Here is a 12,063-nt window from a genome sequence, read left to right as displayed (position 1 = left end):
GAAATGGTTAATAGGTCTGTTCCCGTTTATCAGCGGGTTGGATAAAGTTACGGTCGATGTCCAAATCCGGAGCGAAAAAAGAGAGGGCCGAACGCGGTTGCCAGCCTAGTTTTTCCCGGGCCAACTGGTCCGAAAAAGTTAGAGAACCCGTCATTTTCTCCAGAGTAATCGAATCGAAGGGGAATTTCCGTCCGATGATCCCATTGATGCCATCTCCCAGCCGGGCCACAATCCGGGCAAAACCGATTGGAACCGTTGGGATCGTTCGTTGGCCGATTTGCCGGGCAACGGCGTCCCCCAATTCCCGCACCGACGGATGAATGCCGTCGGTCAGGTTATAAATTCCGCCGGTCTGGGCGGCTTTCGGAATCATTCGGGCCACATCGTCGGCACGCACCATGCTCCGCCGGGCCGAACCGGCACCGATGTGGACGTAGCGCCCACGCCGAATGGCCTGCACCATTTTCCCTAAATTACCGGGCGCATCGGTACCGACAATCAGCGGCAATCGCAAAATGCAGCACCGGACGCCCTGCTGTGCGCACCAGGTTTGCACCAATGCCTCGGCCTGTATTTTGCTTTCAGCATACGGTGTTTTTCCGCTCAAAGTGACTTCTTCACTTATCTTTTCCCCCGTTTCGCACCCATAAACCGCCACCGTACTGATAAGAACGAAGGCATCGGGCCGTGTTTTCAGCCGTTCAAGCGCTTGCAGCAACCGACGGGTGCCGTCCCGGTTTACCTGGAAAAAAGCCTGGACTTCTTCCACACTCTGCGGTAGGCTGTGCGCTTTTCCGGCCGCGTGAACCACCAGATTGATGACATTTCCAGACAAGTCCGGTTGTTGGGTTGCCAGATCGGTGCGAATAACGCCTTCGGTTCGTCCCAGCGTTAAAACCTGATACCCGGTTTCTGTCAAACTTCGGGCCAGGTATTTACCCAGAAATCCATTGTGTCCGGTCAGTAAGGCGGTCGGTGGCTTGGGGTTTGGATTGGCAGACATTGGTTAAAGCGGTTAAATAGTCGGTCGCTAACTGGTTCTTGTCGAACAGACGCCGGGCCACAGCCGCTGCCCGCTGGCTCATGGCCGGACGCCAGGTGGGGTCGTCGGCCAATGAAATGAGCAATGCCGCGAGGGCTGCCGGATCATCCGAACTAAATGTAAAACCGCACTGGTGTTCTTCCAGGAAGGTTTTTATCCAACCATCGGTGGTCTGGATGACCGGCGTTCCGGCGGCCAGGGCTTCCATCAGTTTGTTCGGCGATGAGGTGTCGAGCAGGGGCGCGCGTTTGAGGGGGACAATGGCTAACCAGGCTTGACGGACGTAGGCCACCAATTCGTTTTTAGGCATTAAATCATAAATAAAGAAATTAGGCAAGGCGTCCTGTTGCTGTTTTGCCAGAAGTTCCTGCTTCTGTTGTCCATCGCCAATGAGCAGCAACACGATGTCGGTTCGGTGGCGCAGGGCTTTGGCCGTTTCGAACAGCAGGGTGGAATTATTGACAGCTCCGATGTTTCCCGTGTAAATAACGACTTTTTTACCCGACAGTAAAGCAGGCAGCGGAACGTTGGCAACGGGCGTCCCGAACAGATCCAGGTTGGTTGCGTTGGGGATGGAAATGCTGTGGTCGAAACCGCAGCGCCGGGCAATGTTCTGCTGAATGCCGGGCGAAAGGGCAACGATCAGGTGTGCGGCCCGGTAGCAGAGCCGCTCAAACCGGTACGCCAGTTTTTGGAGAACCGGATGAGGTAGCGCGCCCATCAGAATGGCCGTGTCGGGCCACAGATCCCGGGCTTCGAAAACCAGCTTCCGACCCCGTAAATACCGGGCTACCAAACCGGGAATGCCCACCGTAATGGGGCCGGAAGAAGCCACGACGACATCAGCGGGCAACGTCAGGGCATACCAGCTCGACCAGATCGAGAAGGCGAGAAAGGTCCAGATTCGCCGAAGCGGTGACTGCTTGTTGTCGATGCGGAGGTTCAGGATTTTCACCCGGATGCCGTCGATGGTTTGTTCTTCGGTCCAGCGGCTGGCCTTCAAATCCGACTTCGCGTAAATGCTGGTGACAACGGTGACCGAATGGCCTTTTTCTGTCCATTGTTTGGCAAAATCGTACACGCGGGTTCCCCAGGAACCCTTTGGCGTTGAGAAGTATTGATAAAAATAGACAATTTTCATTCCACACAGGTAATTATCGTCCGTACTGTTTTTTTGAACTGAACCTCAATCACCAGCGTCGGCAGAAGCTGATTGAACTGCCGGGCAACCTGAACCCCTTTCTGGCTGACTTCGAGCGCATTTTGCCACTCCATGTCACCCCAGGAAAAGCGCAGGCGATTGGGGTTTATCACCAGCGGCCGAACGCCGGGCGCCAGATAAAAGCGGACCACAGCGGTTGGCCCGTCGTCGATCCGGTCCATGATTGTCAATCGGTCGGGAGCCACGACCCACTGGCGTTCGTGACGGATGCCGAGGTGCTGAAAACCATCGTGTTGCGCCCGGATGAGGGTGGGTGTTTCTTCCAGCAGCGTGACCGTTGCCCGTCGTCCCACGCGAAAACCGCCCCATACGTCCGACGAATCGGCATCGAAAACCTGCACGGTATTGTGGGCTGCCGTGCTGCGTTCCCATTGTCGCCGGGCGTTGATCTCATACGTAGAAGTGCCGCTGTCCACCAGAACCGGCTGACCGTGGACGTGAAGCTCAAAATGAAAGACATCGGCGTGTGCGTGACCCGGCTGATGAGCCGGTCCGATGGTGCCGACCTTGGCCAGAGCTTCATACTTCGGCGTCAGGAAATGGCGAAAACCGCTGTCTGATAAACTAGTGCGCTGCGGTTTGATCCCGATTCGTTCGGCTTTGGCGCGAAGTTGGGCGGTGGTGGGTGCCATTTCGTCGGCGGCATCGTTCACCAGCGGGATCGTTCCGTCCGAAAAGGTGATCGTCACCAGCCAGTTCAGCATCCGCCGGGCCTGTTCCAGCAGAAAACCGTCGGCGTCGCGATCGTCATGCCAATCGTCTTTTTTCAGAACCTGGCAGGTGTCGAGCAGCCGGTCCAGGATAATCTGGTGGTACATCGGGCTGCGTTCGTAATGCGCGCCATCCCGCAGCAGCTGTTCAGTCAGTTGCGACCGGACGAGGTGAATGGCTTTTTGGTACAAGCGCCGATCCTGAAAATACAAAGACCCGATCAGCAAGGCAAAGCCATTTTCCAGCAAATGATTTCCCAAAAGATGGTATTCCAGCCGGTTTTGCAGCAGCCGAACCTGGGCCTGGAGATGAACATTGATGTCGGCTAACCGGAGTTGGTGATGCGACAGGAAACGAATCCAGTTGATGATGCGCAACGAAACCGGGTAGGGGTCCAGACCGCCGTTCAATTCCGCCGACTGGCGCATAAACTGCCGGATTAAACTGATACCCTGCTCAAGATCCAGACCGGGTTGATTCAGAAAATCAAAGTAATTGAGGTTATACAGCCAGAGCTTCCCGTTTTTTGCATAATTCCAGTCGACCTCCGCTGGAAACGAAACGGACTGATTTAGAAATGTGAACGTATGTCCAGTCAGACGCTGCGGTTTATCGGGAGCTGTAAAAGCCAGAAAATTAGTGACGGGCGGAACGGTTTTTAGGGTTAATGACGGTTTTGAACGCAAGCGGTTTACCAACTGATAAAGCAGTTGCTGCGTCCGCAAATACCGGATGGTGTTCCAATAAAGCCGCCATTTTTTCATAGAATAGGAGACGGTTCTGCCGATTGAATCACACTAACCCCCGCGGCAACTTCCACCCACCGTCTGGTTTTTAAACTTTGGAGGGCGGCCAGCATCGTGCGGGTGGTATTGACCAGTTCGTCGAACGGAATCAGCGGTTCTCCGCCGGTGCGCACCTGCTCCACCAGTCGCTGAAACTGCGCTTTGTGGCCTTTGTCCTGTTGGGTCGACAAGTCGGAGAAGCCTTTGAAACCGTAGCCTTTCAGCGTTCGGAAATTATCCAGAACCAGCGTCCGTTCCTGCGAATACACCTCAAATCGCTCTTTGGCGTAAGCTTTGCTGCCATTGGCGAAGTAGTTAACGACGCCCGTCGAACCGTTTTCGTACCGCAGCAGGAGGGATGCTGAATCGCTCGTTTCGGAGATTTGCCGCTCCATCGCATTCATGCAAACCGCCACCACCCGGCTGCCGGTCAGAAACGTGATCAAATCGACGTAATGGCAGGCTTCGCCCGGGATTCGTCCTCCGCCCTCGGCCCGGTCATGCACCCAGGAGTTGGCCGGAATAAAACCCGCGTTCATCGTGGCGATCACGTTCATTGGAACATCGCCGGACGCCGAACCGCCCAGGAGTGCTTTCATTTTCTGAACGTGGGGCGAAAACCGGCGGTTGAAACCCACCAGAACCGTTTTGTCGGTTTGCTGATGCACCTCCACCAGTTGCTCCAGTTCGTCTTCGTAGATGGCGAGCGGTTTTTCGACAAAAACGTGTTTCCCCGCCAGCAAAGCCTCGCGGGTCATCCGGGCGTGCTGCTGGTGACGGGTGGTGATGACCACCAGATTGATGTCCGGATCGTTTAGGACTTCCCGGTAGTCGGTGGTACTGAGCGCAATACCGTATTTTTGGGCCAATAGAGTTCCGTTCAATCCGTTGGCGCTGGCAATGGTTTTTAAGGCGACACCGGTTTGTTTTAGAGCAGGTAAGAGGACGGCACTCGTGAAATTACCGGCACCAATCAGGCCCGCGACCGCCGTTCCAACGCCTTCGTATTGACTTTCCCGCAATCGAATGACCGGTTCCAGATTCCGTTTTTCCGGGTAACTCAGCAGCGACGCAATGGAGGCTGAATGGGAAATTTCGCGGTAAATCCGGTCAAAATTTTCGAACGGAACCACTTCCGTTATCAACGGTTTGACATCCAGTTGACCCGTTTCCAGCAGTTGCAGGATGGTTTGAAAGTTGCGGTTTTGCGTCCAGCGAACAAACGGAAGGGGATAATCGGCTCCCTGTTGTTCGTATAGGTCGTCGTAGCGGCCGGGGCCGTAGGAGCAGGAAACCTGAAACGTCAATTCTTTCTCATAAAACTCGGCGCGGCTCAGGTTGAGGCCGATGACACCCACGAGCACAATGCGTCCGCGTTTGCGGCTCATGCGGGCGGCCTGCGAAATCAGTTCGTCGCTTTTGGCCGAGGCTGTGATCACGACACCATCCGCGCCAACGCCCTGGGTGAGCGCCAGGACGGCTTTTACGGCATCGGTACCACCCGCCGGATTCAGGGCAATTACACCCCGGCTGCGGGCCAGTTCCAGCTTTTTTTCGTCTACATCCAGTCCGATAACGCGGCATCCGTTCAGCCGGAGCAGTTCGGCTGTGAGCAACCCGATTAGCCCCAGGCCGACGACCACCACGGTTTCGCCCAGCGTCGGATTCAATAGCCGGACGCCCTGCAACCCGATGGAACCAATGACGGTAAAAACCGCTTCGTCGTCGCTGACACGGTCGGGTACGCGCGCCACCAGATTCCGCGGAACGCAAACTACTTCGGCATGGTGTCCATTGGAAGCCACGCGGTCGCCAACGGATAAATCGGTGACGCCCTCTCCCAGGGCCACCACCTCGCCAACGTTGCAGTAGCCCAGCGGCAGTGGTTGGTCCAGTTTGTTAAAAACCGTTTCCAGCGTTGGAATCAGGCCATCGGTTCGGATTTTTTCCAGCACCTGCTTCACGCGGTCGGGTTGCTGGCGGGCTTTCGAAATCAGGCTGCCGCGGCTAAATTCGACCAGCATCCGTTCGGTGCCGAGCGAAACCAGCGTCCGGCGCGTTTGAATGAGCACCTGCCCGCGTCGAACTTGTGGGGCCGGTACGTCTTCCAGTAAGGTGTTCCCCGTTTTCAGGTGAAGAATCAGTTGTTTCATTCGTTGAGGTCTACAAATTGGCGGAACCAGGACTCAATGGCCATCAATCCCCAGATGGAATAGGACGCATCGAGTTTTCCGTTTTGATTATCCCGAATTAACTGGTTTACGGCTACCGGATCGAAAATGCCCCGTTGTCGGAGACTTTCTACGGAGAGATACCGCTGGAGCATTTCGTTCAACTGGCCGGTGCGGAGCCAGTCGCGCAGGGGCGTACCGAAGCCGGTTTTGGGGCGGTAAATGACGGACTGCGGCAAATACCGCTCGGCCACTTTTCGAAGCAGGTATTTGGTGGTTCGTCCGTGCATTTTCAGCGAGGGCGGTAGCTTGGTACTGAATTCTACCAGCTCGGTATCCAGAAAAGGTACGCGGGTTTCGACACCGACCGCCATGCTCATTTTGTCGGTGTAGTTTAGATTATGATCCGGCAGGAAGTATGACAACTCCCAGAATAATAATTGATTGAGTAAATTTTTTTCATCAGGAATCCGTTCGAGTGCCGCCAGCAACTGGTGGCTTGGCTGGTGGCCGTAGAGCGTTTTTCCGATAGCGCTTTCGAATAAGTTATGGTTGGTGGCAAGGGGCAGACGGGCAAAATAATCGGCCATTCGTTCGTGTTGGAGCTGGCCCATACCGGCGGTTAATTTCCGAAGCCGCCGAAGCAGGGGCGCATCGTTGGTACCGAGGTTGATGGTGCGGTTTAGCAAGCGACCCACGGCGGGCGGAATCCGGTTCAGAAACGGCTCCATACTCAGGGCCTGATGCCGCCGGTAACCCGAAAAAACATCGTCTCCGGCTGTTCCGCCCAGCAAAACCGTATGCCCGTTTTTGCGGGCTTCCCGGCAAATATTCAGGACGTTAAAGGGTGCGGTGTCGGCCTGCGGTTCGTCGAGGTGGTAAATCATCTGGTCGAAATCGCGGACGATGTCTACATTGGCATCCACTTCCACCAGATCGACGTTTAAATGGGCGGCTACCTGCCGGGCATACGGCAAATCGTTTTCAAAGCCTTCGAACTTCCCGTTCCGGAATGCCGTGCGAATGGTGTAACCGGTCAGCCGCTCGGTAGGATGCGCACGTTTGGCCATCGCCATGACCAGACTGGAATCCAGGCCACCGGACAGAAAAAAAGCCAGGGGAACATCGGATTGCAACTGGCGTTTTACGGCGCAGAAAAGCCGCTCGTCAAGTTCTTCCAGCAACTGGGATTCGGATTGTTCGGAATAGGTGCCCCGGAAAGGCAGGTCGTAATACCGCTTGATGCAGATGGACGCGGATTCGTCGATCGACAACTGAATCAAATGACCCGGCAACAGCTTGCTGACGTGCTGGAAAGGCGTCTGCATACCGGGTGAATACAGAAAATGCAGATAGTTGACGAGCGCCGGATAATCGATGCTTTTATCGATTCCCGGATAGGCGGCAATGGTTTTTAGCTCCGAACTGAAGAGCAGTAACCCGTTTCTGTGGTAATAATACAGCGGTTTGACGCCAAACTGATCCCGGGCCAGCACCAGCTGGCGCGTGAGGGTATCGAAAATGGCGCAGGCAAAAATCCCGTTCAGTTTTCTGAAAACTGCTGTTCCGTAGGCCGCAAAACCGTATAGCAGCGTTTCGGTGTCCGACGTCGAGCGAAAGATATAGCGGTCGGTCAGGGCAGCCCGCAGCGTGAGGTGATTGTAGATCTCACCGTTAAAAACAATGACGTAGCGACCATCGGCGGTTTGCATGGGCTGCTTGCCATTGGGCGATAAATCCAGGATGGACAGACGGGTATGAGCCAGTTGGATTCCCGGGGCATTGAAAACACCTTCCCCGTCCGGCCCACGGTGGCGGAGGGTCGATTGGAGATCGACGGACGGCGGAATGGAAGTACTGACGATGCCCGCAATGCCGCACATGCTAGAAGTAAACCGGTTTAAAGTTCATGATTTATAGTTGTAATCGGCTAGTTACAGTATTGGTATTCAATAATTTAAAGGGTGACTATAAACCTGAACGATCAACGGACTTTACCTGAATGCTTATTTAGTCGCGGAGATCATCATATACAGTCCGTGTCCCGGAAAAAACGTTCTAATCAGCCAGCGGGGATACAGTCGGCGGCTGATGGTAAGCAGCCAGCTCCGGTGCCGCTGACCGGCTTGTGAAGTCAGCAAATCGGCGTGGGTCAGGACGGTTTTAACGGAGACCTGCCGAAACTGGGCGAATAACCGCAGGGCTTCAGCCTTGCTGTAGGCTTTGGTTCCGGGGCTTTCCAGGTGGTTGGCATAGATGGCTGCCAGGCTGGTCGTGGGCTTCCCCCGGGCGAGTGCATACCGCAGCCAGAGCAGGTAGCCTACCCAGCTGTGTTTGTGATAAATCATAATTTTAGCCAGTCCTCCGGGTTTCAAAATCCGGTATATTTCATCCGCAACCTGCTGGGTATCCGGGCTGTGGTGGATAACGCCCCATGAATACACCAGATCGAACGCGTCGGTTGCATACGGAAGATTTTCGGCATCAGCGACCCGTAGTTCCGAGCGCAAACTGAACAAGGCCAATCGTTCACGGGTGTGTGCAATGGCGCGCTCGGTTAGATCACAGCCGTGCAGGTTGGCGCGGGCTTCCGCAAATTTCTGGTGGTCCGCCCCCAGGCCTACCCCGATTTCCAGAACCTGGCGATAGGCAAATGATTGAAAATCAGCAAAATCGGCAATATACGGTTCCAGGGCGTATCGTTCTTTGGCCTGCTGATGGTATTTCTGACGAAGCGTTTCCCCCTTCAGATATAAGTCTTCACCGCAGGAGGCTTCGTTCCAGAAATCGTGGACTTGTTGTTTCGCATTCATCTTGGCGGTTCTTGGTCCGGTACTCATACCAAATATCGTCAGAAGCAGGGGGGCGTTCCTGTAGAAAATCATCCATTCTGCGGTTGGGGACCAAACCGGAACGCTGCGGTTTTATTTTCCGTAGGCGCGCAGGCGAAAATACTGCCGGATTCCGTAGTCGATTTGGGCTTTTCCAACACAGGAAGGCGTTGAAGAGCAGAATTGCAATTGTACTTTTTCTTTATAAATCAGACCCACCCCGCGCGCGTAGATTTCCAGTCGTTTGTCCTGCGACACCAGTGTCGAGTCATTTTGCTGGACAATGGTGGCGGTTTCAGGAAACGATTTGCTCAAAACACTGAATGGTTTGCCGGTATTTTTGAGTTGATACAGGTCTTCCCCGGCCGAATTGAAAGCATTGCCATTCCACTGAAACTGGTCGATGAGCGGAAACACCAGCTTGATATAGGAAAAGTTGTTTTCGGTTTTAACCAGTTGATTATCAGTGATCCGTATGCTGTTTGCGGAGTCGGGTTGCCAGGTCTGGCTGTCGTTGATCCGGCGGTGTCGTTCCACGCGAAAGGTGGCGCTGCCGGTCGGGTCGGCGTTGGCGGCATCCGCGTACGAATGGGTGATGGTTTCCCGCAACTGATACGTTTGGGTCGTTACGCTGCCGTTGAGGGCAAATTGCTGTTCCGTCACTTCATAAATCCAGTAATTGCCTTTTTCCAGGGGCTGGTAGTCGTAACCGGATGCGATGGGATCGGTGGTGGACGGCTGGCAGGCATCCAGAAAAAGAAAGGCGGTTATGCCCACGAAGGGCAGAATGAGCGGGCGAAAGCACCGAAGGGTTGTGATCAGATTCATGGTTTTCAAGAGGAGGACAGTTTTAGTTGGTCATTGTTTTACGTTTATTTCCTTGTTTTCGGCCAGGGATACCAGTAATTCCCAGCACGTTCGGCTAACCTCCGGCCAATCGGGTAAAGTCGTTGAACGCAGACGTCCTGCCGAAATCTTGTGTTGCCGGTTGGTCTCGTTCGAATAGCCGGCATGAATCGTATCGACAATGCTTTGGGCTGAAAGCGGATCGAAATAATGCGCACTTTCACCACAGATTTCTTCGGCAAAATCACGTTGAGAGGTGAAAATAGAAACGCCAAAGTGCATGGCATCGACGTAGGTAGCCGTGAACGATTCCAGCAGGGTCGGCAGAATCAGCCCGTCAACCTGCTGATAAAGAGAGGCTACACCGTCGGCGGGAACATTGCCGATGGGAATCAGGAAATCCGCCAGCGATGCCTGCGCGATCATTTCCAAAAGGCGTTTCGCCTTCGGATGTTGCCAGGCTTCGATGGTAATAAAAATCCGGTAGGGCATCTGTCGGACTTTCATTAGCCGGGCCACTTCAACGAGGATTTCCAGATTTTTGTGTGGATAATAGCGTGACAAGCACATCAAATACGTCAGGTTGGGCTGCTTTTTGACGGGCAATTCATAGGTCGAATGGCTGTTTAATAACGTGTAAGCATTCGGAAAAAGCTGTATTGAAGGAAGTTGGGGATACACCTGCAACAGTCGTTTCAGCATGGTATGGGTCTGCACCAGCAAAAGGTCGACATGCGTTAACCGCCTTCTAAAAACCCAGTCACGCAGTTTGATCTTGAAGATAATCTCCGGCCCCACCTGGTTCCAGAGGGCTTTGTCTTCCGGATACGCCAGGTGGGGTAAATGCAACAGAACAACCTGTTTGTAGGGGACCGGGGACGGAAAATTGCCCATGGTAAAAATAATTTCCGGCTTGATTTCATTCAATACCTTCGGATACCAGACATGGTCCATCAAGGGCCGGGTCATCCAGTGGTTTAGCGCTTTGGGTAAGTAATGAATTTTAAAGATATTCGATTCAAGTGCTTCATAACCACAGGCTTGTGGTGCAATTACATGAATGTGGTCGGCCTCTGTTTTTAAAAACGGGACGTTTTTCAGGAAATTCAGGGCTACGTTAAGCCCACCGGCCGAAGCGAGGTTAAAGGCATTAATGAGTAGTTTCATGGTGTACTGAGAACCGTCGACCGTTTCAGCAGCCCGCTTAGCAGCCAAACCGGAAGAGAGATGTAAACAAAATGATCCACAAACTGCGGGAAATACCCCCGGGTCACAAACTGGAAAATGGCCAGTGAAAAAACCACCTGTTTTAGAAAACCGAGGGGAGTGAAAGCCGGGTTTCGACTGACGACGAAGCGGAGCCAAAAACCCATCAAAAAGGGCATGATGACAAAACCAAACCCGCCGAATGCCCCGTAAAAAGCGCCATAATGCAACGTCGCTTCGCCGGTTCTCGCCCATTGTTTCGGTAATTCCAGGGAATGATCCAGAACGGTAAGCGCGGGGGGAGGGTAGGGTTTTACACCATTGGGGAAAACGAATTTGGGTAATGCTTTAATCAATACGTAGCCAAACATCGTCAGGCCATAATCATGATGGATTTCCGGATTCGCTTCATAATACCGGATCAAATTAAAATCGGCCAGAGAAGCCCGGGTTTGCTCGAAAAAAACACCATATTCAAATTCAACCGGATTGTAGGATAAATCCGAAAATCGTCCCTGTATGAAATTCCAACGGTTGTAGGTAATAAAAAAAATGAAATAGAGGAGCGCCATGCTGGTTAAAAGAATCCGACTGAACGGAATGATCGTTTTGGTATCCAGACCATAGACCAGAATAAGACCCAGAATTGTCAAGATGATCCGGTAACGAAATCCCATGATGGCAAATAAAATAAAAGCCAGCAAGGTCATGGCCGTTACTTTGTATTTGTTTCCCTTTAAATACGCAAAAAGTACAATCGTAGTGATGATACAATCGGCACAGTTTCGAAAATAATACGAATTGGTTATGCTCTCCTGCCCAAACAGACTTTCATCCGCACTGCCCAGTAAAATATCCAATGGATTGATGCCGCTAATGGCAATATCGATGAACACGATACTGAAAAAAAGGCAATAGAGAAAAAGAGACCAGTTTTGAAGGCGTGAAATGACTTCTGGTTTAATCCTACACCTGAGCGAATGCATTGGATACCGTTTCCATATAAAACCGGCTATAAAAAGTGCATTGGCGGTCATATAAAAAAGCATTCCCTTTTCATAATATTCCGTAATATTTTTGCCGGTAAAAAGGAATAATCCATCATCTCCCATGGAGGTCTGGCGATCAATCAGATAAAAATACGTTGGTGTGAAAAGGCAGTAAATGGACAATAAAACCAGGCAGATGGCAAAGGGCATCACCTGTCGGGTTCCCATTCGGTGAACGTACCGAAATCCGTTGATGAGAA

General features: G+C 52.9%; 9 protein-coding genes. All 9 read right to left on the bottom strand.

Annotation, left to right across the window (positions count from 1 at the left end; genetic code table 11):
* Positions 1-7: 7 nt before the first annotated feature.
* The 9 genes from ACO064_RS06070 to ACO064_RS06030 all read right to left on the bottom strand — a co-directional run bounded on the left by ACO064_RS06070 (position 8) and on the right by ACO064_RS06030 (position 12,013).
* The gene (locus tag ACO064_RS06070) at positions 8-1,003 is read right to left on the bottom strand and encodes an NAD-dependent epimerase/dehydratase family protein (RefSeq protein ID WP_421826499.1); all 996 of its coding nucleotides are present in this window, start codon (positions 1,001-1,003) and stop codon (positions 8-10) included.
* A complete protein-coding gene (locus ACO064_RS06065) occupies positions 936-2,183 on the bottom strand; it encodes a glycosyltransferase family 4 protein (protein WP_421826498.1) in 1,248 nt (415 codons plus the stop codon). Before ACO064_RS06065 ends, ACO064_RS06070 begins: the two co-directional genes overlap by 68 nt.
* Positions 2,180-3,739 carry a heparinase II/III domain-containing protein gene (locus ACO064_RS06060; protein ID WP_421826497.1) on the bottom strand — a complete coding sequence of 520 codons (1,560 nt, stop codon included), beginning with the start codon at positions 3,737-3,739 and terminating at the stop codon, positions 2,180-2,182. The genes ACO064_RS06065 and ACO064_RS06060 overlap by 4 nt, the downstream gene beginning before the upstream one ends.
* Positions 3,736-5,913, bottom strand: a complete 2,178-nt coding sequence (locus tag ACO064_RS06055; RefSeq protein WP_421826496.1) for a bi-domain-containing oxidoreductase — start codon at positions 5,911-5,913, stop codon at positions 3,736-3,738. The genes ACO064_RS06060 and ACO064_RS06055 overlap by 4 nt, the downstream gene beginning before the upstream one ends.
* Entirely contained in the window at positions 5,910-7,814 is a 1,905-nt protein-coding gene (asnB, locus tag ACO064_RS06050; RefSeq protein ID WP_421826495.1) for an asparagine synthase (glutamine-hydrolyzing), read from the bottom strand. The genes ACO064_RS06055 and asnB overlap by 4 nt, the downstream gene beginning before the upstream one ends.
* Before the next feature lie 123 nt (positions 7,815-7,937).
* Positions 7,938-8,744 carry a class I SAM-dependent methyltransferase gene (locus ACO064_RS06045; RefSeq protein ID WP_421826494.1) on the bottom strand — a complete coding sequence of 269 codons (807 nt, stop codon included), beginning with the start codon at positions 8,742-8,744 and terminating at the stop codon, positions 7,938-7,940.
* Between the two features lie 111 nt (positions 8,745-8,855).
* Complete coding sequence (locus ACO064_RS06040; RefSeq protein ID WP_421826493.1) at positions 8,856-9,590, bottom strand: hypothetical protein; 735 nt, start codon at positions 9,588-9,590, stop codon at positions 8,856-8,858.
* A gap of 30 nt (positions 9,591-9,620) precedes the next feature.
* Positions 9,621-10,775 (bottom strand): glycosyltransferase, encoded by a 1,155-nt coding sequence (locus tag ACO064_RS06035; RefSeq protein ID WP_421826492.1) that lies wholly within the window; start codon positions 10,773-10,775, stop codon positions 9,621-9,623.
* Positions 10,772-12,013: a hypothetical protein gene (locus tag ACO064_RS06030; protein WP_421826491.1), complete on the bottom strand. Its 1,242-nt coding sequence runs from the start codon at positions 12,011-12,013 to the stop codon at positions 10,772-10,774. The genes ACO064_RS06035 and ACO064_RS06030 overlap by 4 nt, the downstream gene beginning before the upstream one ends.
* Positions 12,014-12,063: the final 50 nt, after the last annotated feature.

Source organism: Larkinella sp. (genome assembly GCF_965227735.1).
Lineage (GTDB): Bacteria > Bacteroidota > Bacteroidia > Cytophagales > Spirosomataceae > Larkinella.
Note: the sequence above shows the minus strand (reverse complement) of the source record. Positions and strands in the feature narration are given on the sequence as shown.